Source organism: Arthrobacter sp. U41, from assembly GCF_001750145.1.
GTDB lineage: Bacteria > Actinomycetota > Actinomycetes > Actinomycetales > Micrococcaceae > Arthrobacter.
In genome coordinates this window covers 943,392-965,782 of record NZ_CP015732.1, presented here as the reverse complement: position 1 = coordinate 965,782, position 22,391 = coordinate 943,392, and the positions used below count along the sequence as shown (strand labels likewise).

General features: G+C 67.7%; 18 protein-coding genes and 1 tRNA gene. 6 read left to right on the top strand and 13 right to left on the bottom strand.

What is annotated here, in order from left to right; genetic code table 11:
- Positions 1-245 precede the first annotated feature (245 nt).
- On the top strand, positions 246-2,873 hold the full coding sequence (locus ASPU41_RS04550) for a trehalase-like domain-containing protein (RefSeq protein ID WP_069949920.1): 2,628 nt from the start codon (positions 246-248) through the stop codon (positions 2,871-2,873).
- A gap of 48 nt (positions 2,874-2,921) precedes the next feature.
- Here the strand turns inward: ASPU41_RS04550 and ASPU41_RS04545 are convergent, their stop codons facing one another.
- From ASPU41_RS04545 to ASPU41_RS04525, 5 genes are all read right to left on the bottom strand, one after another.
- Positions 2,922-3,941 (bottom strand): GmrSD restriction endonuclease domain-containing protein, encoded by a 1,020-nt coding sequence (locus tag ASPU41_RS04545; protein ID WP_083266362.1) that lies wholly within the window; start codon positions 3,939-3,941, stop codon positions 2,922-2,924.
- A gap of 45 nt (positions 3,942-3,986) precedes the next feature.
- Positions 3,987-5,237, bottom strand: a complete 1,251-nt coding sequence (locus tag ASPU41_RS04540) for an FAD-dependent oxidoreductase (RefSeq protein ID WP_083266361.1) — start codon at positions 5,235-5,237, stop codon at positions 3,987-3,989.
- Between the two features lie 70 nt (positions 5,238-5,307).
- Positions 5,308-6,234: an AEC family transporter gene (locus tag ASPU41_RS04535; RefSeq protein ID WP_069949919.1), complete on the bottom strand. Its 927-nt coding sequence runs from the start codon at positions 6,232-6,234 to the stop codon at positions 5,308-5,310.
- A gap of 116 nt (positions 6,235-6,350) precedes the next feature.
- The gene (gene panD, locus ASPU41_RS04530) at positions 6,351-6,779 is read right to left on the bottom strand and encodes an aspartate 1-decarboxylase (RefSeq protein ID WP_197515760.1); all 429 of its coding nucleotides are present in this window, start codon (positions 6,777-6,779) and stop codon (positions 6,351-6,353) included.
- A 64-nt stretch (positions 6,780-6,843) separates the two neighbouring features.
- Positions 6,844-7,755, bottom strand: coding sequence for a LysR family transcriptional regulator (locus ASPU41_RS04525; protein ID WP_069949918.1), 912 nt, complete (start codon positions 7,753-7,755; stop codon positions 6,844-6,846).
- Positions 7,756-7,898: 143 nt separating this feature from the next.
- Here ASPU41_RS04525 and ASPU41_RS04520 point away from each other — a divergent pair, with 143 nt between their 5' ends.
- Both ASPU41_RS04520 and ASPU41_RS04515 read left to right on the top strand, forming a co-directional pair.
- Positions 7,899-9,362 carry an amino acid permease gene (locus ASPU41_RS04520; protein ID WP_069949917.1) on the top strand — a complete coding sequence of 488 codons (1,464 nt, stop codon included), beginning with the start codon at positions 7,899-7,901 and terminating at the stop codon, positions 9,360-9,362.
- Between the two features lie 248 nt (positions 9,363-9,610).
- Positions 9,611-13,153 carry a proline dehydrogenase family protein gene (locus ASPU41_RS04515; protein ID WP_083266360.1) on the top strand — a complete coding sequence of 1,181 codons (3,543 nt, stop codon included), beginning with the start codon at positions 9,611-9,613 and terminating at the stop codon, positions 13,151-13,153.
- Between the two features lie 114 nt (positions 13,154-13,267).
- Here the strand turns inward: ASPU41_RS04515 and ASPU41_RS04510 are convergent, their stop codons facing one another.
- Together ASPU41_RS04510 and ASPU41_RS04505 are read right to left on the bottom strand one after the other, a co-directional pair.
- Positions 13,268-13,564 (bottom strand): hypothetical protein, encoded by a 297-nt coding sequence (locus ASPU41_RS04510; protein ID WP_083266359.1) that lies wholly within the window; start codon positions 13,562-13,564, stop codon positions 13,268-13,270.
- Positions 13,565-13,830: 266 nt separating this feature from the next.
- Positions 13,831-14,685 (bottom strand): LysR substrate-binding domain-containing protein, encoded by an 855-nt coding sequence (locus tag ASPU41_RS04505; protein WP_069952476.1) that lies wholly within the window; start codon positions 14,683-14,685, stop codon positions 13,831-13,833.
- 140 nt (positions 14,686-14,825) lie between these two features.
- Between ASPU41_RS04505 and ASPU41_RS04500 the strand changes: the two genes are divergently transcribed.
- Complete coding sequence (locus tag ASPU41_RS04500; protein WP_069949915.1) at positions 14,826-16,181, top strand: MFS transporter; 1,356 nt, start codon at positions 14,826-14,828, stop codon at positions 16,179-16,181.
- Between the two features lie 82 nt (positions 16,182-16,263).
- On the opposite strand, the gene ASPU41_RS04495 is transcribed toward ASPU41_RS04500, so the two are convergent.
- From ASPU41_RS04495 to ASPU41_RS04490, 3 genes are all read right to left on the bottom strand, one after another.
- Positions 16,264-17,424, bottom strand: coding sequence for a N(5)-(carboxyethyl)ornithine synthase (locus ASPU41_RS04495; RefSeq protein WP_069949914.1), 1,161 nt, complete (start codon positions 17,422-17,424; stop codon positions 16,264-16,266).
- Complete coding sequence (locus ASPU41_RS22990; protein ID WP_197515759.1) at positions 17,421-17,567, bottom strand: hypothetical protein; 147 nt, start codon at positions 17,565-17,567, stop codon at positions 17,421-17,423. Before ASPU41_RS22990 ends, ASPU41_RS04495 begins: the two co-directional genes overlap by 4 nt.
- Positions 17,568-17,669: 102 nt before the next feature.
- A tRNA-Gly gene (locus ASPU41_RS04490) sits at positions 17,670-17,743 on the bottom strand.
- A gap of 407 nt (positions 17,744-18,150) precedes the next feature.
- On the opposite strand from ASPU41_RS04490, the gene ASPU41_RS04485 reads away from it, so the two are divergent.
- Both ASPU41_RS04485 and dcd read left to right on the top strand, forming a co-directional pair.
- Positions 18,151-18,594, top strand: coding sequence for an SRPBCC family protein (locus ASPU41_RS04485; protein WP_069949913.1), 444 nt, complete (start codon positions 18,151-18,153; stop codon positions 18,592-18,594).
- 63 nt (positions 18,595-18,657) lie between these two features.
- Positions 18,658-19,233 carry a dCTP deaminase gene (gene dcd / locus ASPU41_RS04480; RefSeq protein WP_069949912.1) on the top strand — a complete coding sequence of 192 codons (576 nt, stop codon included), beginning with the start codon at positions 18,658-18,660 and terminating at the stop codon, positions 19,231-19,233.
- Here dcd and ASPU41_RS04475 read toward each other — a convergent pair.
- Genes ASPU41_RS04475 through ASPU41_RS04465 form a run of 3 tightly spaced genes read right to left on the bottom strand, consistent with a single transcriptional unit; the run spans position 19,230 to position 22,356 of the window.
- Positions 19,230-20,426, bottom strand: a complete 1,197-nt coding sequence (locus ASPU41_RS04475) for a cation:proton antiporter (protein ID WP_069949911.1) — start codon at positions 20,424-20,426, stop codon at positions 19,230-19,232. The genes dcd and ASPU41_RS04475 overlap by 4 nt on opposite strands.
- A 4-nt stretch (positions 20,427-20,430) precedes the next feature.
- Complete coding sequence (locus ASPU41_RS04470; protein ID WP_069949910.1) at positions 20,431-20,913, bottom strand: cation:proton antiporter regulatory subunit; 483 nt, start codon at positions 20,911-20,913, stop codon at positions 20,431-20,433.
- A 39-nt stretch (positions 20,914-20,952) separates the two neighbouring features.
- Complete coding sequence (locus ASPU41_RS04465; protein ID WP_069949909.1) at positions 20,953-22,356, bottom strand: MFS transporter; 1,404 nt, start codon at positions 22,354-22,356, stop codon at positions 20,953-20,955.
- Between the last annotated feature and the right edge of the window lie 35 nt (positions 22,357-22,391).

The following is a 22,391-nucleotide window of genomic DNA, read 5'->3' as shown; positions in this document are numbered from 1 at the left end:
AATGCCTGGAGCCCCACGCCGGGCGAGTCGCAGATCGCCTATGGCGTGGACTCCCGTGTGCAGGGCCTCATCGCCAGTGGCCCGCTAGGCGAGGACGGCACCGTCGCGGGTGTCCCGGCGGTTGCGATGTTACACACCTGCAACCGCCGGGACACCCGCGGGAAATCGGCCGGGAGGATACTGGAAGTACGTCCTTCACGGACGGTCTCACGCAGGCATTGGGGACTACTCAAAGGACTCCGCCCATGCCCACTCCACTCAACCAGTCCCTGGCCGACTCTGCCCTCCTGACCAAATCCCTGCCGCTGGGCCTGCTCCGGGCCTTTGTGCAGACCAACGCCGCCGACGACGGGCTCACGCCACAACTGCTGGCGGAACTCAAGATCCTGGCCCGCACCCCCGGGCTGCTGGTGGCCTGCAACTACGGCGGGACGCTGTGCACAGCGGAAGGCATTTCCACCGAGACCCTGCCGCTGGGCAGTGCCGCGATTGCCCTCCGGGCACTGGCTGCCCTCCCGAACACCCACGCTGCCGTTATCTCGGGGCGTTCCCTGCGTGACCTGGCCGCCGTTTCGCGGCTCCCCGCAGAGGTGCACCTTGTAGGTTCGCACGGCGCCGAGTTCGACATGGGCTACGCCCACGGGCTGTCCCTGGCCACAGAATCGGTGCTGCAGCAGACCAGCCAGGCGCTCGCCGAAACCGTGGGCGCCTACCGCGGCATCACCGTCGAGCGGAAGCCCGTGGCCGTGTCCGTGCACACCCGCCCCGCCGCTCCCGAGGTCGTCGCGCTGGCCACCCAGCAGGCGGAGGAAATCGCCCGGGCGCACGGGCTGTCCTTCATCGTGGACGGCTCGGTCCTGGACCTCTCCGTGGTGGAACCGTCCAAGGCCACGGCTTTGGAACACCTGCGCTCCATGCTCGGTGTCAGCGCGGCCCTCTACGCCGGGGACGCCTCCAGCGACGAGCTGGCGATGGCGACTCTGCGCGGACCGGACATGGCGCTGCGGGTGGGGGAGGGCCCGACGCTGGCCGCGCACCGGCTCCGGGACCCGGAGTCCTTCGCCCGGGTGCTGGCCATCCTCTTTGAACTGCGGCGGGCCTGGCTGTTCGGGGAGGACGCCGTCGGCCTGGAGCGGCATTCACTGATCGGCAACGGCTCCTCCACCGCACTCATCACCCCCGACGCCAAGATCTGCTGGATGAGCCACCCGCTGCCGGACTCGGGATCCCTCTTCGCCCACCTTCTCGGCGGCGACGCGGCCGGTCATTTTTCGGTCGAACCGCTGAAGGCCTCGCAGGTCCTGGGCCAGCGCTATGTGGACAGCACCATGATCGTGGAGACCCGCTGGGCGGATGTTACCGTCACTGACTACCTGGAACCGGCGCCGGAAGGTGTTACCAGCCTGGTCCGGGTGCTCTCGGGCACGGGAACGGCGCGGATTGTCTTTGCGCCCCGGCCGGACTACGCGAATGCGCCCTTCAGCATGGAGGCCCGCGGGGAGGAGCTGCACGTAGTGGGCACCGCGGATCCCATCAGCTTGCTGGCGCCCGGTGCCGTCTTCGCCATCACCTCGGACGGGCGGCATGCCACCGCCACCGCCGAGGTGAACCTGCGGCACGGCCCGCTGGTGCTGAACCTGCGCTGCGGCGACACGGAACCCCAGCGCGCTGAAGCGCCCGAGGAAAACTCGCGGCGCGCCGCCGTCGCGCACCATTCCCGGCGCTGGGTGCAGGCGCTCCAGCTGCCGGCCGTGAAGCCCTCCCTCGTCCGGCGTTCCGCCCTGGTGCTCCGTGCCCTGGTCCACGAGCCCACCGGCGCGGTCCTGGCGGCGCCCACCACCTCGCTGCCGGAGGGCATCGGCGGCACCCGGAACTGGGACTACCGGTACTGCTGGCTGCGGGACGGCTCCATGACCGTCAACGCACTCGTGGATCTGGGCTCCACCGCGGAGGCGGAAGGATTCCTGGCCTGGCTGGGGCGGATCCTCGCCCACGCCCCCGGCCCGGAATGGCTGCATCCGCTGTATTCGGTGACCGGGTCACCGCTGTCCACCGAGGCCATCATCGAAAGCCTCCCCGGCTACGCGGGCTCCCGCCCGGTCCGGATCGGCAACGCCGCCGACCACCAGGTGCAGCTGGACGTCTTCGGGCCGATCGCCGAGCTGATCGACGCCCTGGCCGCCCGGCGCGGAGAGCTGTCCGACGCCCACTGGGAGCTGATGGTGCAGATGGCCTCGGCCGTCCTGGCCCGCTGGCACGAGCCGGACCACGGGATCTGGGAGGCCCGACGGGCGCCGCGGCACCACGTCTACACCAAAGTGATGTGCTGGGTGACGCTGGACCGGGCCCTGCGCGCCGCCGCGCGGCATGGCCGGACACCGGTCCCCGCCTGGGAACCCGCCGCTGCCACCATCCGGGACGAAGTCCTGCGCGAAGGCTGGGACGAGAGCGCGGAGTCCTACACCGTTGCCTACGACAGCCCGGATCTGGACGCCGCGGTGCTGCACATTGGTCTCTCCGGACTGCTCGACGTCAGCGATCAGCGCTTCCTGGATACCGTCACGGCGGTGGAACGTGAACTGCGCGTGGGCCCCACGGTATTCCGTTACCGGTACGACGACGGCCTGCCGGGCTTGGAGGGCGGCTTCCACATCTGCACCACCTGGCTGATCGAGGCCTATGTCGCGGTGGGCCGGATCGAGGAGGCATGGGACCTGTTCGACCAGCTGGTCAACCTGTTCGGCCCCACCGGGCTCCTGCCCGAGGAATACGACCCGGGCACCGAAACGCACCTGGGAAACCACCCGCAGGCCTACTCCCATCTCGGTTTCATCCGCTGCGCGCGGCTGCTGGACGCCCTGCCGAAAAACTAGGGGCTCCGCCGGAGCCCGATCTGTTGCCCGCGGGGCCCGCTGTTGCCGCTATTCGCAGGCGACACCGTCGCGGTCGCCGTCCATCTGCTCCCGGTACCCGGGCTGGCCTGCCCGAAGCGGTGCGGCGCCGGCGGCACGGGCCGCGGCGCAATTGGCGTAGTACGCCGGTGCCGGTGGTGCGGGGGCCGGCGCTGCGGGGACGGGCGCGGGAGTCGCCGCCTGGCTTGGGGGAGGCGGCGGCTCCTGGCCGGTGGGTGCGGCCTGGCCCGGGCATCCGGCGAGGATCCGCGCCATCGCATCGTGCTCGGCCCGGGTGACCCACAGCCCGTAGCTGGATTTGACCGAGATTTGGCGGGCGACGTAGTCGCAGCGGTACGACTTGTTTGCGGGCAGCCAGGTGGCGGCGTCGCCGTCGCTTTTTTGCTGGTTGCTGGGGCCGTCCACCGCGAGCAGGTTCAGCGGATCGTTGGCGAAGGAGAGCCGCTGGGACGCGGTGAGTTGCTGGGCGCCCTTCTGCCAGGCATCGCTGAGGGCCACCACATGGTCGATCTGCACCGCGGCGCTCGTGCTCTCGCCGCGGAGGAAGTTGACCAGGGTTGCCGTGTAGGGGTCGTTCAGGACGCCGGAGAGGACAACACAGTCCCGGGTGCCGGGCTTGAGGGCGAGGTCAGTAAGGTCCCGGCGGAGCATGTCATTGCGCGTGTCGCAGCCGTTGCGGTCGGTGTCGGCCCAGGCCTGGCCGAACTGGTCGCGCGAGTAGCCGGTCTTGGGCGCCCGGCCCTTGACCGGGATCGTGGCCAGCACGTCCAGGGCACTGGCCGCGGAGGCCGGCTGCTGAGACGCGGGGCCCTCGTTCGCGCCGGGCTCCGCCTCCAGCGGGACGCCGGGTGACGGTGAGGCAGCCGCGGACGCGCTGGCGCTGGGGCTCGCGGCGGGCGGGGCGGCGGGCGGGGCCGTCGCCGTGTTGGCGCAGGCCGTCGCGGAGACCAACAGCAGTCCGGCCAGCCCTGCCGCGACCCAGTCAACAGCTCCGGACCGGCCGCCGCCGCGTGTTTTGACCCTGTGCAATTCTCCCCATTTCGTGCTGTTGCCCGGGGATACCCGCGCAACGCCTTAAGACCGGTCCCAGCCTACCGGCGCACACCGCAACGCGGGGTCACCTTGCGCCGGTCCCGGGGCCCCGGATGGGCGCGATGTGACCCCGCGTCGCTGCTGAGGTGCCGCGGGTGAGGGGCAGCGGACGCCCGGCCGGGAGGCCGAGAAGATCGCCGGCGCCGGGCCTGCACCGGTGACGAGATCGGCGAGGATCCGCCCGACGGCGGGCGTGAACTTGAACCCGTGGCCGGAGAAGCCCGCCCCGATCACGAGCGGTCCGATGCGGTCGAGGATGAAGTTCTCGTCCACGGTGGTGGTGTAGGTGCAGCTGATGTCGGCGAGGGTGTCGGCATCCACTCCGGGCAGCCACCGCCGCGCGTAGCGTTGCAGCGCGGCCATTTGCGCGGGCTCGGGCGTGAAGGACCTCCGGTCGGGGTCCACCACCGGCCCCACGCCATGCCAGCCGGCTTTGATCCCCTCCGCGGGCGTCTGCATGCCATAGACCGGCGAGTACCAGTCCGCGTATTCCGCGCCCGTGCCGGGGACATGGTTGAACCCCGGCCAGACTGCGCCCTCGTCCGCAACGGCGAAGTGCGCCGGTTGTTCCTGCGTGACGGTGAGCCGGGGAAGGGGCGCCAGCGCGCCGAGCAATTTAGAGGTCCAGGCGCCGGCGGTGACCACGGCCTGCCGGGCGGTCAGCACCTCGGTGGAGCCGTCGGCGTCGATGGTGAGCCGGACGCCGTCGTCCTCCACCGCGAGGTCCAGCACCCTAACCCGGTGCCGGATGTCGGCCCCGCGGCCCACGGCGAGGCGCTGCAGTGCCGGCAGGGCGGCGTCGGGATTCAACTGCCCGCCGTCGGGCATATGGAGTACCTGCTGGTCGAACCGGATGCCGCGCCAGCGTTCGCCCGCTTCCGCGGCGCTTAGGAATTCGGCCCGCAGCCCGGCCCGGTGCAGGGCCCGCCGCACCTCGCCCAGCCCCGGATCGGTTCCGTGGTTCACGACGCCGGTGCGCGCCAGCAGGCGCTCGCCGGCGTCGGCTTCGAGCTCGTCCCACAGGCGGACGGCCTCGGCAAGCATGGCCACATAGTCCGGATTCGCGTAGCCGGGGTTGAGGTTGCGGGTGGCGCCGTGGGAGGCGCCGTTGCGGTGCCCGGGGCTGAACTGCTCCAGCAGGGTAACAGCACGGCCGCGGCTGGCCAGGGCCCAGGCCGCGGCCGAGCCCATGGCCCCGCCTCCGATGATGACGGTGTCCAGGTGGGTTCTCATGGTCCTCCGGATGGTGTGGTGTGGTGTGGTGTGGTTCGGGATGCGGACGGGCGCCGCGGGACGCCTGCATTCAGGCCAGCAGCAGGGCCACGCCGATCATGCCCGGCACGGCGACGATGGTCGTGATCAGGATGGTGTCCTTGGCGACGGTGAGGCCTGTCCGATAGCGGTTGGCGATCACAAAAACGTTCTGCGCGGTGGGCAGGGCGGAGGTGACCACCACGGCGAACAATGCCTGGCCCTCCAGCTGAAGGGCGAACCGGGCGAAGAGGTAGGCCAGCAGCGGATGGACAATGAGCTTGAAGCCGCTGGCCAGCAGGGTGTCGGCCCGGCGCCCGGCCGAGGCCTGCAGCGGGCGGGAGCCGTTCAGGCTCATCCCGAACGCGAGGAGCATGGCCGGAATCGCGGCCCCGCCGACCAGGTGGATAGGCTCCATCGCCAGTGGCGGCACCTGCCAGCCGGTTGCGGCCACGGCCAGGCCCAGGCCGGAGCCCACGATCATGGGATTGCGCAGGATCATCAGCAGGAAGCTCAACGGGGTGGTCCGGTGTTTGCTGGTGGTGGCGTCCAGGACCATCAGGAACAGGGGAGTGAAGAAAGCCAGCTGGAAGATCAGCAGCGGGGCCACGTAGCTTGCATCCCCCAGGACGTACACGGCGATCGGGATGCCGAGGTTGGCGGAGTTGGCCAGCGAAGCGCTCATGGAGGACATCAGGGACTCCGGCAGGGAGCGCTTAAGCAGGAAGCGGACGATGCTGAAGAAGAGTGCCGCCGTCGCGATGGCACCGACCGCCGATACCAGCAGCGGTGCGGCGAAGATGTCGTGGACCCTGGCCTTGCTCAGGGTGTCGAACAGCAGTGCCGGGCTGGCAACAAAGAATGTCAGCGCACTGAGCACGGAGCGGGCGTTCTCGCCCAGGATCCCGCGGCGGCCGACGAACATGCCCACCAGGATGATCGACCAGACCACGAAGAATCCGGCGAGGACGCCTAGCATGCGGAAGTCCGCGGCGTCGGAGGCGGTGGAAGGGCGGCAGTCACCCTTCCAGAGTAATCAGCTTTATTGACGCCTGAGGCCTGTTACGGCCCAGGAACCCTGGCGGGCCGGGCCCGTCAGTTGAGCGTGGCGTTGTTCAGTGCGTACGGCGGGCGCATGATCCCGGGGGTGTGGCCCTCCGCGGGGTCGCTGCCGATCTGGACAATCCTGTTGTCCTTGTCCACATGGACGACCCTGGGGCTGTAGGCCTTGGCTTCATCCGTGGTCATCTGGGCGTAGGTGATCAGAATGATGATGTCGTTCTCGTGCATGAGGTGCGCAGCGGCGCCGTTGATTCCGATCACCCCGGAACCACGCTCGCCGGCAATCGTGTAGGTCTCCAGCCGGGCACCGTTGGTGACGTCGACAATGGAAACCAGCTCGCCCGGAAGGATGTCCGCCGCCTCCAGCAGGTCCAGGTCCACGGTGACCGAACCGACATAGTGGAGGTCCGCGTGCGTGACCGTGGCGCGGTGGATCTTGGACTTGAATATTGTGCGATTCATAACGGGTCCAGTCTAGCGCCGGCCGGCCCGCACCGCTGTGAGCCAGCCAACACAGCCCTCCAGGTTACGGGCCGGCGGCCGGGATGGACGCCGCAGTCTCGGCCAGGATCTCGCGGGTGGCCAGGATGGCCGGACGCCTGATGCTGGAGCGCCGAACCGAGGTGAAGATGCTCCGGTGCGGGTCGCCCGGGAGGGTGATTAGCTGCGACGTCGTGCCTCTGCCGGTCCAGACGAGGTCAGGCATGAGGGCTACTGCATTTCCGGATTCGATCAGCCGGATCTGCGCCTGCAGGTCAGCGGTCTCGAAGCGGACGTCGGGCTCGAATCCGGCGCTTCGGCAGGCCTGCTCGGCCCAATGCCGTGACGCCGCGCCGCGGGGCTCCATCACCCAGGCCAGCCCGGCGGTATCCGTGAGGGACGTTATGGCCGGCCGGCCGGGGGCGCGCGGAGGCACCGCGAGGCGGATCGCATCACCCGTGAGCCGGAGCCGGTCGAGTTCGGCATACCGCGGTGCCGAGTGTCCGGGGTAGTGCTCGGCAATCACCAGGTCGAAGTCCCGCGCCCAGGTCTCGTGGAGTGCCGTTTCCGGCTCCCGCTGGGTCATTTCAATCCGCACTGCGGGATAACGCGACGACATCCGGGTGAGGGCGTCCGGCATCAGGGCCAGCGCCGCAGATTGGAAGACTGCAATGCGGACGGTGCCTGTCACGGTGGTCAGGGAGGCTGCCAGGTCGGCCTCCGCCTGCTCCAGCGTTTCCAGCAGGTGGGCCGTGTGGGCCACCAGGACTTCGGCCTGCGGGGTGAGCTGGACCCGGCGCCCGGTTTTGCGCAGCAGCTCGACGCCGGCTTCCTTCTCCAGGAGGGCCAGTTGTTGTGAGACCGAGGAAGGGCTGTACTGGAGCGCCTCCGCGACTTCGGCCAGGGTGCCGCGGATTTTCAGCTCGCGCAGCAGGCGCAACCGCCGGACATCCAGCATCGCTATTTCCTTTGTGAATTCTAATGGTTATTGATTAGGAGAATTCACTTTATCTAATGCAATCCGGCTTGCATACTGTTGTCGTTCAGTAACTCCCATCACAGGGTGGATTGATGGGCGCCACACCTAAGCAGGAGACCCTGATGAGCACAAAAGACTTAAGTAAGTCGATCATGCGGCGCAAGCCCATCGACGACATCGAGGAAGAAAACCTACACAGCGGATTGCTGAAGAGCCTCGGGCTCTGGCAGCTGACCGCCATCGGCGTCGGCGGCATCATCGGCGTCGGCATCTTCTCGCTGGCCGGCCTCGTGGCCCACGGCAGCGAAACGGAACCCGGAGTCGGCCCGGCGGTGCTGTTCTCCTTCCTGATCGCGGGACTCGCCTCCGCGGCCGCCGCGCTGTCCTACGCGGAGTTCGCGGGCATGATCCCGCGGGCGGGTTCGGCGTACACGTACGGCTACGTGGCGCTCGGCGAAATCATCGGCTGGTTCATTGGCTGGGACCTGCTGCTGGAGTACATCGCGATCGTGGCCGTAGTGGCCATCGGCATTTCCGGTTATTTCGCTGCCTTCCTGGCCGGCATCGGTATTCAGATGCCGGTCTGGATGACCGCGACGCCGGATGAAGGCACCGGCGGCATCGTCAACATTCCGGCGATTGTGGTCTGCCTGATCGTGACCTGGATCCTGTCCCGCGGCACCAAGACCTTCGGCCGCTTCGAACTCGTGGCCGTCGCGATCAAGGTCATCCTGATCCTGTTCATCATCGGCCTCGGAATCTTCTACATCAATACGGAAAACTACGACCCGTTTATGCCCAGCGGGTTCGGCCCGGTTGTGGCGGGCGCAGCCACGGTGTTCTTCGCCGTGTTCGGTTACGACGCTATGAGCACCGCCGCGGAAGAGGCGAAGGACGGCAAGAAGCACATGCCCAAGGCCATCATCCTGTCCCTGATCATCGCGATGCTCCTCTACGTGGCGGCCACCCTGGTGCTCACCGGCATGCAGAACTACCAGGACATCGACCCCAAGGCCGGGTTCGCCTCCGCATTCAACGGCGTGGGCCTGCCGGTCATCGCCACGATTATCTCGGTCTTTGCCGTGCTGTCCATCCTGACCGTGATGCTCACCTTTCTGCTCGGTGTCACCCGCGTCTGGTTCTCGATGAGCCGCGACGGGCTGCTCCCGGGGTGGTTCGCCAAGACCGACAGCCGAGGCACCCCGCAGCGCGTCACCTGGATCGCCGGGATCGGCTCCGCCCTGCTGGCCGGCGTCTTCCCGATCAAGGCCGTGGCCGACCTCACCAACATCGGCATCCTGGCCGCGTTCGTCGTCGTCTGCTTCTCGGTCATCGTGTTCCGCTACACGAAGCCCAATGCCCCGCGCACCTTCCGCCTGCCGTGGATGCCGGCGGTTCCGGCCTTCGGTGTGCTGGCGTCGGCGTTCCTGATGTTCCAGCTGCACTGGGAGACCTGGGCACGCTTCGGGGTTTGGCTCGTGATCGGCCTGATCATCTACTTCGGCTACGGCCGCAAGCACTCCCTGATGAATCCGGACAGCCCGCGGCATGAGGAGCTCGTGGAGATGCACCGCCACGCCGGCTGACCCCCGACGCTCCCCCAGATCCGGCGGCGAAACGACGAACCCTCTCTCACCTCGTGGGGGAGGGTTCGCCGTTTCGCCGCCGGTAGTGAGGGAGCGTCCGGGGGTGGGTTCCGGATGGTGTTCGCCCGGACGGGAATCTTCGAGTTTCCTGACCAGTATTGCTCGGAAAAGATCGCTTTATCTTATGAAAATCCGGACCCATACTGAATTTAGAACGTCCCGCTTTCGAGAAAGAACGAGTACCAGCCATGACCAACATTTCAACGGAGTCCGGTGTGACCGCGGGCAACGCGGCCGGGCACGCCCCCGTCCCGGAGGGCTCTCCGGCCCTTGAGGCCGCAGCCCTCGCCGAGGAGACCATCGGGCTGGTACGCCACTGGCTCACCGAGGCGGCCAAGGTTCCGGCCGACGCCTCCGCCGAGCAGCTCGCCGGCGTCCTGAAGGACCCCAACGGCCTGGACTTCACGGTCGGGTTCGTCGACGGCGTTGTCCGTCCCGAGGACCTGGCGGTCGCCGCCCGCAACCTCGCCGTGCTGGCCCCCAAGGTCCCCGCGTTCCTGCCCTGGTACATGCGCGGCGCCGTCCGCCTCGGCGGCACCATAGCTCCAGCGCTGCCGCAGGTGGTCATCCCGATCGCCCGCCGTGTGCTGCGTGAGATGGTCGGGCACCTCATCGTCGACGCCACGGACGCCAAGCTGGGCCCCGCCATCGCCAAGATCCGCAAGGACGGCATCAAGCTCAACGTCAACCTCCTGGGCGAGGCCGTGCTCGGCGAGCTCGAGGCCTCACGCCGCCTCGAGGGAACGCACAAGCTGCTGGCCCGCCCCGACGTCGACTACGTTTCGATCAAGGTCTCCTCCACGGTGGCCCCGCACTCGGCCTGGGCCTTCGATGAGGCGGTGGAGCACGTCGTCGAGAAGCTCACGCCGCTGTTCGCCCGCGCTGCCTCCTTTGCCGCCGGCGGAAACAAGGCCAAGTTCATCAACCTGGACATGGAGGAGTACAAGGACCTGGACATGACCATTGCGGTCTTCACCCGGATCCTGGACAAGCCGGAGTTCAAGCACCTCGAGGCCGGCATCGTGCTGCAGGCCTACCTCCCGGACGCGCTCGCCGCCATGATCCGCCTGCAGGACTGGGCCGCCGCCCGCCGCGCCGGCGGCGGCGCCGCGATCAAGGTCCGGGTGGTCAAGGGCGCCAACCTGCCGATGGAGCAGGTGGAGGCCTCGCTGCACGGCTGGCCGCTCGCGACCTGGAACACCAAGCAGGACTCGGACACCAACTACAAGCGCGTCATCAGCTACGCGCTGCACCCGGACCGGATCCGCAACATCCGGATCGGCGTCGCGGGCCACAACCTCTTCGACATCGCCTTCGCCTGGCTGCTCGCCAAGCAGCGCGGCATCGCGGATACCGCACAGCAGAGCATCGAGTTCGAGATGCTGCTCGGCATGGCCCAGGGACAGGCGGAAGCCGTCAGACAAGACGTCGGCTCGTTGCTCCTGTACACCCCCGTGGTCCACCCGGCCGAGTTCGACGTCGCAATCGCCTACCTGATCCGCCGGCTCGAGGAGGGTGCCAGCCAGGACAACTTCATGTCCGCGGTCTTCGAGCTCAGCGAGAACGAAACGCTCTTCGAGCGCGAGAAGCAGCGCTTCCTCGCCTCCCTCGCCAGGCTCGACGACGAGGTCCCGTTGCCCAACCGCCGGCAGAACCGCAGCCTTCCGGCCGAACCGATGCCGCACGACTCCTTCGTGAACACCGCGGACACCGACCCCTCGCTGCCGGCCAACCGCGACTGGGGCCGCGCCATCCTGGGGCGGGTCCCGTTCTCGACCCTCGGCAACGCCGCCGTCGAGGCCGCCACGATCAACGACGAGGCGACCCTCAATACCGTGATCGAGACCGCCCTGGAGCAGGGCAAGGCCTGGGGCGCCCTCTCCGGTGGCGAGCGGGCCGCGATCCTGCACCGCGCCGGCGACGTCCTGGAGGCCCGCCGCACCGAACTGCTTGAGGTCATGGCCAGCGAAACCGGCAAGACCATCGACCAGGGCGATCCGGAAGTCAGCGAGGCTGTTGACTTCGCGCACTACTATGCAGAATCGGCCCGCAAGCTCGACGACGTCGACGGCGCCGCGTTCGTTCCGGCGAAGCTCACCGTGGTGACCCCGCCGTGGAACTTCCCGGTGGCCATTCCGGCCGGTTCCACGCTGGCGGCCCTCGCCGCGGGTTCCGCCGTCGTGATCAAGCCCGCCAAGCAGGCCCGGCGCAGCGGTGCCGTGATGATCGAGGCACTCTGGGAGGCAGGCGTCCCGCGGGACGTGCTGACCATGGTCCAGCTCGGCGAGCGGGAGCTTGGCCGCCAGCTGATCTCCCACCCCGCGGTGGACCGCGTGATCCTCACCGGCGGCTACGAAACCGCCGAACTGTTCCGCACCTTCCGCCAGGACCTGCCGCTGCTGGCCGAGACCAGCGGCAAAAACGCCATCATCGTCACCCCAAGCGCCGACCTTGACCTTGCGGCCAAGGACGTCGCGTACTCCGCCTTCGGCCATGCCGGGCAGAAGTGCTCCGCCGCGTCGCTGGTGATCCTCGTCGGATCTGTGGCCAAGTCGCGGCGATTCCACAACCAGCTGATCGACGCCGTCACCTCGCTCAAGGTCGGCTACCCCGAGGACCCGACCAGCCAGATGGGCCCGGTCATCGAACCCGCCGGCGGCAAGCTCCTCAACGCTTTGACCACCCTGGGCGAAGGGGAAAGCTGGGCCGTCGAGCCGAAGAAGCTGGACGGGACGGGCAGGCTCTGGAGCCCGGGCGTCCGCCACGGGGTGCGCCGCGGCTCCTACTTCCATCTCACCGAATTCTTCGGCCCCGTGCTGGGGGTGATGACCGCGGAGTCCCTTGAGGACGCCATCGCCATCCAGAACCAGATCGAGTACGGCCTCACCTCGGGACTGCATTCGCTGAACCCGGCGGAACTTGACCTCTGGCTCGACACGGTCCAGGCTGGCAACCTCTACGTCAACCGTGGCATCACCGGTGCGATCGTGCAGCGCCAGCCCTTCGGCGGCTGGAAGAAGTCCGCCGTCGGGGCAGGCACCAAAGCCGGCGGGCCCAACTACCTACTCGGCCTTGGCGAATGGGTCAGCAAGCCCAGCGCCGCGGCCGGGTCCAGTGCCGCCACGCCCGCCACCCCGGGCATCCGCCGGATCGAGCAGGCAGCCAGCGGCTTCCTGTCCGCCGGTGAACTGGAAGCCCTGCAGCGAGCCCTGGCCTCCGACGCCCTCGCCTGGACGGAGGAATTCGGCACGGCCAGGGACGTATCCGGGCTGAGCGCCGAACGGAACATCTTCCGCTACCGCCCGCTGCCGGTCAGGGTGCGCCTCTCTGAAGGTGAACCCCTCGCCCACCTGGTCCGGACAGTGGCGGCCGGCGTCCTGGCCGGTTCGCAGCTGACGGTGTCCACCGCCGTTGAGCTTCCCGCCCAGTTGCGAACCGTGCTCTCCGGGCTCGGCATCGATCTGGCCGTGGAGAACGACGCCGGCTGGCTGGCCTCGGCGGGCAGGTTCGCCGGCGCGGGGCGGCTGCCCATCTCACGGATCAGGCTTATCGGCGGGGATGCGAGGGCCCTGGCCGAGGCGACCGGCGGACGTCCCGACCTGGCCATCTACTTCCACCCGGTCACCGAAGCCGGACGCGTTGAGCTGCTGCCGTTCCTGCACGAGCAGGCCATCAGCATCACCGCGCACCGCTTCGGGACGCCGAACCATCTTTCGGACGGTCTGATCTAGGGGCTGCCTCCCGCGCCGGCAACACCAGCGCGCCGGCAGCACAAACGAGCCGGGCGGCCACCCTCCAATGGTGGCCGCCCGGCTCGTTGTCTGTGCGGCGCGGCGCCCGCGGAATCAGCCGAAGTACCAGCCTGGTGGAACCCAGGTGGCAGGCACCGCATGTGCGGAGAAGTCGTCGCAGCCCGAGCAGAAGTACGTCACTTCGCCCAGTCTGTTGATCGAACCGTCCCTGTTGTGTGTGGCCGGGACAAAAGTCTCGAGGTAGATGAACTCGTCGGTCCCGCAACGTTCGCAGTATGGGCTGCCGACGTATTCGGCCTCAACCAGGGTCGTCGGGTGCGGGTCCAGGCGTCCGCGGCTGGGGTGATGGGCGGCGGCGCCGCGGTGCACTGCCTGGGAAAGGGGGGCCACCGGTTTGAGGCTCCGGGTTGCCGATGCTGCGGGACGATGTGGTCGGTTTATGGCTGGCGTCATTGTCGGCCTATCCCGAACGCCTCCGGTGAGTCGCCGCGTGGCAGACACAAAGGACAGCGTTCGTATTTCGAATCGTTGTCACAGGCCTCTGCTTGACCTTCAACACACTCAGGATAAGCCACGAATCCGAGTGGATCAATGGTATGCGTAAGTACGCAACCCGAGTAGGTACACCATCGAGTACGCAGGTGACCCCCGGCCGCTTAGGCGGGGCGCTTCAGGGCCCGGCCCGCGATGGTCTGGGTCAGGGCCTCGATCACCTCGGTGTTGGCCAGCGGATTGCGGATCAGGGTGAAGTCGACGTCGCCCACCGGCGGCAGATGGAACCGCCGGGTGATGATCCTGAGGTCGTCCGGCACCAGCGATGACGGCATGACCGCCACCCCGATGCCGGCGCGGACGGCGGCCAGCACCCCGCTGATCTGCCGCGTGGTGCACGTGATCCGCCAGGTCCGGCCAGCGGATTCCAGCGCGTCGATGGCCAGCTTCCGGCTCAGGCTGGGAGCGGGGTAGGCAATCAGCGGCACGGACTCGGCCGGGTCCAGCGAGGTCTGTTCCAGGCCCACCCAGGCGAAGGAGTCCTGCTGCACCACCGTGCCGTCTTTGGCCCCGGCGACCCATTTCACGAAGACAAGGTCCAGCTGCCCGGCGTTGAGCCGCTTGTAGAGCTGGTCGCTTTGGCCCACTGTCAGTTCGAGATTGATCTGCGGGTAGACCTGCCGGAACTCCCGCAGGATCCTCGGCAGGCCGGTGATCGCGAGGTCGTCCGCCGTGCCGAAACGCAGCCGGCCGCGCATGGCCGACCCGGAGAAGTAGCGGGAGGCGGCGTCGTGCGCGGACAGGATGCTGCGGGCGAACCCGGCCATGGCGTCCCCGTTGTCGGTCAGGCGCACGTCCCTCGTGTCCCGTGCCACCAGGACCCGCTTCGCGGCGGCCTCGAGCTTGCGCACGTGCTGGCTGACCGTCGGCTGCGCCAGGCCCAGCCGTTCCGCGGCCCTGGTGAAGCTCAGTGTTTCAGCCACGGCCAGGAAGGAGCGAAGCTGGGCGGGTTCGAACATGGCGGTCTCCTGAGCTGCGGCGTTCTCGCGCCGCATTGCGTTTCGTAATGCGAGTTATGCGGTGAATAAGCTTCCACAATCTGTTGCGGCTAGTTTAGCGTTAGGGAATCCCCGCTCACCCGCTCCTTTGAGGACTTTCTGTGGCACCCCCTCCGCCGTTAGAGGCCAACGTAACTGCACTGCCCGACACGATTACCCAGCCCATCGCCGTCGTCAGCCAGCGGCTTCCGTGGCGCCACACCTTCATCTCGCTGAAAGTCCGCAATTTCCGCATCTTCGCGATCGGCCACTTCATCGCCGTGATCGCCATCTGGATGCAGCGGATTGCCCAGGACTGGCTGGTACTCCAGCTCTCCGGTTCCGTCACCGCCGTCGGGATCACGGTGGCGCTGCAGTTCCTGCCCTCGCTGTTCCTGGGCCCGTGGGCGGGCATGATGGCGGACCGCTTCGCGAAGCGGAAGATCCTGATGCTGTGCCAGTCGGTGGCAGCGGTGCTGGCGGCCATCCTCGCGGTGCTGGCGCTGAGCCAGCGGATCGAGGTCTGGCACGTGTACGTGATCGCCCTGGCACTGGGCCTGGTCACCGTGCTGGACCAGCCGGCGCGGCAGGTCTTCGTCAATGAACTCGTGGGCCCGGTCTACCTCCGGAACGCCATCAGTGTGAATTCCACGACGTTCCAGCTCGGCGGCCTGATCGGACCGGCGCTCGCCGGGCTGCTGCTCACCGCGGTGGGGGCCGGCTGGGCTTTCGCCGCGAACGCCGTCGCCTGTTGCTTCACCGTCGCGATGCTGCTCACGCTGCGGAAGGACCAGCTGCACAGCAGCACGCCCGCGCCAAAGCGCAAGGGCATGCTGCGGGAGGGGCTGAACTATGCGCTGAGCAAACCCACCATTTACTGGCCGTGGCTGATGGCCGGCTTCATTGCCGTGTTCGCGATGAGCCTGCCGGTGCTGCTGGCGGCCTTCGCGGACAACGTCTACGACGTCGGCGCCGGCGGCTATGGGCTGCTGAACGCTCTTGTGGCCCTCGGTGCGCTGGCGGGGGCCATCACCTCTGCCCGCCGGCGGGAACTGAGGCTTCGCTCGGTGATGCTGGGGGCAGGAATGTACGGGCTGATGCTCTGCCTCGCCTCGCTGGCGCCCTCCCTGGTGTGGTTCGGCGCGGCGATGGTGCTCGCCGGGTTCTGGTGCCTGATGTTCCTGACAGCAGCCAACCAGCTGGTCCAGGTCAGCTCCAATCTGGCCATCCGCGGGCGCGTCATGAGCCTGTATATCATGGTGCTGATCGGCGGGCAGGCCATTGGCGGGCCGATGATCGGTTGGCTGGCCGAGCATGTGGATCCGCACACGGCCATCCTGGTCTCCGGCGGGGTGCCGGCACTTGCCGCGGCGACGGTCGCCGTCGTGCTGGCGCGCCGCGACCAGCTGATGCTCAAGGTGGATCTGAAGGCGCGGCGGCGGCTCGTGCGAATTGTCCGCAAGGACGCCGGATCCTAGCTTTCCGCACCGTTTTCGGACAGCCGCTGCGTGGATCCACGCAGCGGCTGTCCGTTTTAGCAGCGGAAACCTTGGGGCGGCGCTAGCCGGCCAGCGGGGCGTGCGGGTATTCCGGCTCGCGCTGCTGGAACTGCAGCACCTCGGGGTTGCGGACGACGCCGTCGCGGATTTCGATCGCGCGGCGGATGGTTTCGTTCGCGGACCAGGCCTCGGGGCCGGAGACCACGGTTTCCAGGAAGGGCAGCAGCGCCTCGCTGATCTCCCAGCTGGAGGAATTCCACAGGTAGGACGGGCTGTGGTCCACGGCGTAGTAGTCGATGTGCTCCCCGACCTTGAACATCGGCTCGGCGAAGGTGGTGCTTTTCGCCCAGCTGAAGCCCATGCCTTCGTCGCAGGACACGTCCACGATCAGGCTGCCGGGCCGGAACGCGTCGAGGTCCTCGGTATGCAGGTACGTGAGCGGCGCGTTCGGGTCCTGCAGGGTGCAGTTGACCACAATGTCGCTCCCGGCAAGGAACGGCGCGAGCGGCACGCGGCCACGCTCGGTGATGACCTCGCTGCGGAAGGGCGCCTTGTCGTCGTGGTCGAACTGCGCAATCCGCACCGAATGGATGGGGGAGCCAACCGCAGCAACCCCGCGGTTGGTCAGCACCTGGACGTCGTGGATGCCGTGGGCGTTGAGGGCCGTGACCGCACCCCGGGCCGTGGCACCGAAACCGATGACGACGGCGCTCAGGCGGCGGCCGTAGACTCCGGTGGATCCGGTCAGAGCCAGGGCATGCAGCACCGAGCAGTAGCCGGCCAGCTCGTTGTTTTTGTGGAAGACGTGGAGGCCGAAGCCGCCGTCGCTGGCCCAGTGGTTCATCGCCTCGAAGGCGATCAGGGTGAGCTTCTTGTCGATCGCCAGCCGGGTGATCGCCCGGTCCTGGACGCAGTGCGGCCAGCCCCACAGGACCTGCCCGTCCCGGAGTTCGGCCAGGTCTTCGGGCTGCGGCTTGGGCAGGAGGACGACGTCGGCCTCGGCCAGCAGCTGCGTGCGGGGGACGATGCGCCCCACCAGCGGTGCGAGCTGGGCGTCCGCAACGCCGAAACGCACCCCGTAGCCCTCCTCCAGGATCAGCTGCTGCCGGATTTCCGGCGCGATGCGGTCCAAGTGGAGGGGATGGATCGGGAGGCGGCGCTCGTCGGGTTTCCGCGTGCTGGCAAGGGCTCCGAGGGTGAGGTGGCTCAAATTGCCGCTCACTTCTTCTTGGGGCTCGCCGGCTTGCTGGTGGCCTTGTCCAGGGAGCTGGGCGGCGCTGCGGCGTTCCTCTTGTCGGCCCGCTTTTCCTTGATGGACTTGCCGGATTTCTGGGATGCTGCTTGGCGGGGGGATTTGTCAGCCATGATCGCTCCTGTAGCGGAACCGAAGAAGTTCCTGACTTCGAACGATACAGGTAGCGACCTAACGGCCTCAGGACCTCCGCTGGGCGGGCTTCTGCCGGGGATTGGAGCGGCTGACGGGAATCGAACCCGCGTATCAAGCTTGGGAAGCTAGCGCTCTACCATTGAGCTACAGCCGCAGTGGGACTAGCCAATAATCTGGTCAATAATCCCGGTGAAAACGACGAGATTTACCTTACCCCAGTCGGAAGCCTTCTCAGAACAGCCGGGCCCGCGTTGCGCCCTCAGCCGCCCTGGCGTGCCATGTGGCGCGCCCCGCGCAGCCCGGTTGTTGCGACTCCGCACACCAACGCGGGGTCACCTCGCGCCGGTCCGAGGCCCCCGGATGGGCCGTAGCTGACCCCGCGTTCGTGTTCGGGGCGGTAGTCACGGGCCAGTACATAAACCGGTGAGTCCGGTAACTCTTCGATAAAGGCCCGTCCCCGCAATGCGCGGGGACGGGCCTGGCTGTCTATCCTGAAGGAGTTAGCTGCAGTTCCGGGGAAGCGGGCTACGCCCATCAGCCGTCCGCCGAGCAAGGATTTCCGTGGCCATCGCAGAATACGACGTCGTCATCAAGCGGGATGCCATGAGCGTGTACGACTTCCTGCTCGACGCCCGGAACCTGCCGAGCTGGCGGTCCGGCGTCCACAGCATTGAACTGGAATCCGGCGCTGCCGGTTCCAGAGGTGCCGTGTACCGCCAGACCATCGCGGGTCCCGGCGGACGGACCGTCTGTGGAGATTTCGAGATCACCGAGGCGCGGCCGGGTGCGGAGATCCAGTACCGGGTCCTTGCCGGTCCCGAGCGGACACGCGGCGGCTACTACCTGAGCACCGAAGGCGGGAGCACCCGCGTCCGTTTCGCCCTGGAAAGTGAGCCCCGGGGCTTCCTGGCCCGGCTGAAGTCACCCTTCCGTCGGCGGATGAAGGCTGAAGTCTGCCAGCTCGAGCAGCTCAAGTCGGTCCTTGAGGACCGGGCAGAGCTGTAAGGCAAGGGCTGTAATACTGGCCCGGCGCACGGGTGACCCGGGCGAGTACGGTAATTTGGGACTGTGCTGATCTCTGACCGCGACATTCGTGCCGAAATTGACTCCCAACGGATCGTTCTGGAGCCGTTCGACCCTGCCATGGTCCAGCCCTCCTCGGTGGACGTCCGGATCGATAAGTTCTTCCGGCTCTTCGACAACCACAAGTACGCCCACATCGACCCCGCGGAGGAACAGCCCGAACTGACCCGCCTGGTGGAGGTTGAGCGCGGCGAACCCTTTATCCTGCACCCCGGGGAATTCGTGCTGGGCTCCACCTATGAGACCGTGACGCTCCCCGACGATATCGCCGCCCGGCTCGAGGGCAAGTCCTCGCTGGGCCGGCTTGGCCTGCTCACCCACTCGACGGCGGGATTCATCGATCCCGGCTTCTCCGGCCACGTGACCCTGGAGCTGTCCAACATGGCGACGTTGCCAATCAAGCTGTGGCCGGGCATGAAGATCGGCCAGTTGTGCTTCTTCCGGCTCACCTCGGCCGCGGAGCACCCCTACGGATCCGGCCCGTACGGCAGCCGCTACCAGGGCCAGCGCGGCCCGACGGCGAGCCGCAGCCACTTGAACTTCCACCGCACCGAGGTCTAGATTCCGTCGGCGGTCCGGACGGCGGGCGGTTTGGCCGGGCGGCGCAGCATTGCCACCACCGGTTCGACGAACCGGGCGGCAAGCGGGCCGGTCACGGCCATGATCAGCACGTAGGCGGTGGCCAGGGCAGCGAGTTCCTGGGGCACCACGCCCGAGGCGACCGCGAGGCCGGCAATGACGATCGAGAACTCGCCGCGGGCGATCAGCGCCGCGCCGGCGCGGAAACGCCCAGGCAGGCCGATCCCGGCGCGCTTCGCCGCCCAGATCCCGGTGACCATCTTGGTGGCCGCGGTCACGAAGGCCAGCAGCAGGGCCCAGCCGAGCACGGGCGGGATGGTGCTGGGATCGGTATTGAGGCCAAAGACCACGAAGAAAATGGCGGCGAAGAGGTCCCGCAACGGCTCAAGAATTCTGGTGGCGCTGTGCGCGGTGGCACCCGAGATGGCGATTCCGAGCATAAAGGCCCCCACCGCAGCGGAGACCTGCAGGGCCGAGGCCAGCCCCGCGACCAGCAGCGCGGCCCCCAGCAGGTTGAGCAGGAACACCTCGGAGTTCTCGCTGTGCACGGCTTTGGACACGTGGTGCCCGTGGCGCAGTGCCACCAGCAGCACCACCGTGACGACGGCGAGTGAGATCCCGACGGTCTGCAGCCCCACAACGAAGCTGACGCCGGCCAGGGTCGCCGTAAGGATCGGCAGGTAGACCGCCATCGCGAGGTCCTCGAAAACGAGGATCGAGAGCACCACCGGGGTTTCGCGGTTACCGATCCGCCCAAGGTCCGTAATCACCTTGGCAGCGATCCCCGAGGACGAAATGTAGGTGACACCGCCCATCACCATGGCTCCGACGGGTCCCCAGCCCAGCAGGACCGCGAGGATTGCGCCCGGCAGAAAGTTCAGGACCAGGTCCAGGACACCGGCCTGCCAGGAACGGCGCAGCCCCGTGACCAGCTCCGCCGCCGTATATTCCAATCCGAGCATAAGCAGCAGGAGGATGACACCGATCTCACTCGAGAGATGGGTGAATTCGTGCATGCCTTCGAGTTTGACGATGCCGCCGGCGCCGAAGAACAGGCCGCCGATGAGGTACAGCGGTATAGGGGACATGCCGATCCGCCCGGCCAGCCTCGCCAGCAGGCCGAGGCAAAAGACGACGGCCCCGAGCTCTATCAGGGTCAGTGCGAGCGGATCCATACCGTCAGCCGTTGCGCAGGATGCGGGCCGCCGTGTCCAGGCCTTCTTGCGTTCCTACGGCAACGAGGAGGTCGCCGGGGTGCAGGACGACGTCCGGTCCCGGGGAGGGGAGCACCTCGCCCTCGCGCATGATGGCGACGATCGAGACGCCACTGCGGGTCCGGATGGCTGCCTTGCCCATCGGCTGGTTATGAAACGGGGAGTCGGCAGCGATTGAGAACTGCCGGGTGACAATGCCCGGGACCTCGCGGTGGGCTTCGGAGAGCTGCTGGGCCAGCCGCTGTCCGCCAAGCAGGTTCCCCAGCGCGGCGGCTTCGTCGGCGGTCAGCGGAATGGACGCCTGGCAGGTGTCCGGATCATCCCACGTGGAGACGATCAGTTCGGTTTGGCCTTCGCGGTATTCCACGACGCCGATCCGCCGCCCGGAGGCGGTCATGAAGTCTTTGCGCCGGCCCAGTCCCGGGAGGTCTGTTTCATCCACGTTCATTCCTCCAGCCTAGTGCGCCGGACCGCTTTTCGGGTTGCTTCAGGCGGCGGGGACGACGGCGATTTCGGTCTCCTCCGGTGCCTTGACCGGGAGCAGCAGCAGCAGCCCGGCCAGCAGCACCACCATGATGCCGAGGATGCCCCAGCGCTGCGCCCCGCCGGGCTCCACAAGCGGGGCGGCGATCACAATGCACAGCGTGAACAGCGCCGGGGCGAGGAAGCTGACGGCCCGGCCGGTGGTGGCGTACAGGCCAAACAGCTCCCCGGACTCGCCGTGCGGGGCAAGCCGGGCCAGGTAGGCCCGCGAGGAGGACTGTGCCGGTCCGACAAAAAGGCACAGAAACAGGCCAAAGATCCAGAATGTGGTGCTGCCGGCCCAGTCCATGCCGAAGATGGAATAGTTCCCGTTGCCCAGGGCCACGATCACGGAGCCGGCCATCAGCAGCCCGAGCAGCGAACCGATGATGACCGCCTTCGGCCCGACCCGGTCATCGAGGAAGCCGCCGATAATGGCGCCGACCGCGGCAACGACGTTCCCGAAGATCGCGAAGAAAATGACGTCCTTGAGCTCGAAGCCGAACGTGCCCGCGGCGATGATGCCGCCGAAGGTGAACACCGCGGCCAGCCCGTCCCGGAAGACCGCACTGGCGAGCAGGAAGTAAATGGTGTGCGGACTGGTCCGGTAGATTGCCCTGATCCGTCGCAGCAGCAGGCCGTAGGAAGCCAGGAATCCGAGGCCCGAGCCGCGCCTGGTTTTGGGAAGCTCCGGCACGGCGAACAGCACGGGCAACGCGAAGATGAAGAACCACAGGGCCGAGAACACCGCGACCAGGCGGATATTCAGGCCGTCCTCTGTCGAGGAGCCAAACCATTCGAAGCTGGGCTGGACAAACAGCTGGAGCACCAGCAGCAGGGCCACGATGCCGCCGAGGTATCCCATGCCCCAGCCGAAGCCGCTGACCTTGCCGATGTTCCGCGGGGTGGAGATCTGGGCAAGCATGGCGTTGTAGTTCACGCCCGCAAATTCGAAGAAGACATTGCCCAGCGCGATCAGCGTCACGCCGAGCAGCAGGAACTCCGGGCGCGGAAAGACGAAAAAGCACAGCGCGGTGAGGAGCGCGACGGCGCCGGTGTTGACTCCCAGCCAGAGCTTCCGGCGCCCGCCGGTATCGGAGCGTTGCCCGGTGACCGGTGCCAGCAGCGCGACGGCGGCGCCGGCGATGGCGAGTGCACCGCCCAGGACAGCAGAGGCACGGTCCTCCCCGCCGAAGGCGTTGGACGTCAGGTACACGGTGAACACAAAGGTGGTCATCACCGCGTTGAAGGCGGCCGAACCCCAGTCCCACGCTGCCCAGGCGAGGATGCGGCCCTTCTGGGAGACCCGGTCTCCGGATTCCAGTTCCGAGCCGGGACGCATGGCTTCTGGGGGAGCGGCGGAGTTCATAGCTGGAATGTTATCCGCAGTCGGCGCGGGGCCGG

Bases quoted from the DNA above. Each gene is read 5' to 3' on its own strand.
- ASPU41_RS04550 (WP_069949920.1), top strand. From the start codon at position 246: ATGCCCACTCCACTCAACCAGTCCCTGGCCGACTCTGCCCTCCTGACC.
- ASPU41_RS04540 (WP_083266361.1), bottom strand. From the start codon at position 5,237: ATGAGAACCCACCTGGACACCGTCATCATCGGAGGCGGGGCCATGGGC.
- ASPU41_RS04535 (WP_069949919.1), bottom strand. From the start codon at position 6,234: ATGCTAGGCGTCCTCGCCGGATTCTTCGTGGTCTGGTCGATCATCCTG.
- panD (WP_197515760.1), bottom strand. From the start codon at position 6,779: ATGAATCGCACAATATTCAAGTCCAAGATCCACCGCGCCACGGTCACG.
- ASPU41_RS04525 (WP_069949918.1), bottom strand. From the start codon at position 7,755: ATGCTGGATGTCCGGCGGTTGCGCCTGCTGCGCGAGCTGAAAATCCGC.
- ASPU41_RS04520 (WP_069949917.1), top strand. From the start codon at position 7,899: ATGAGCACAAAAGACTTAAGTAAGTCGATCATGCGGCGCAAGCCCATC.
- ASPU41_RS04515 (WP_083266360.1), top strand. From the start codon at position 9,611: ATGACCAACATTTCAACGGAGTCCGGTGTGACCGCGGGCAACGCGGCC.
- ASPU41_RS04505 (WP_069952476.1), bottom strand. From the start codon at position 14,685: ATGTTCGAACCCGCCCAGCTTCGCTCCTTCCTGGCCGTGGCTGAAACA.
- ASPU41_RS22990 (WP_197515759.1), bottom strand. From the start codon at position 17,567: ATGGCTGACAAATCCCCCCGCCAAGCAGCATCCCAGAAATCCGGCAAG.
- ASPU41_RS04475 (WP_069949911.1), bottom strand. From the start codon at position 20,426: ATGGATCCGCTCGCACTGACCCTGATAGAGCTCGGGGCCGTCGTCTTT.
- ASPU41_RS04470 (WP_069949910.1), bottom strand. From the start codon at position 20,913: ATGAACGTGGATGAAACAGACCTCCCGGGACTGGGCCGGCGCAAAGAC.
- ASPU41_RS04465 (WP_069949909.1), bottom strand. From the start codon at position 22,356: ATGAACTCCGCCGCTCCCCCAGAAGCCATGCGTCCCGGCTCGGAACTG.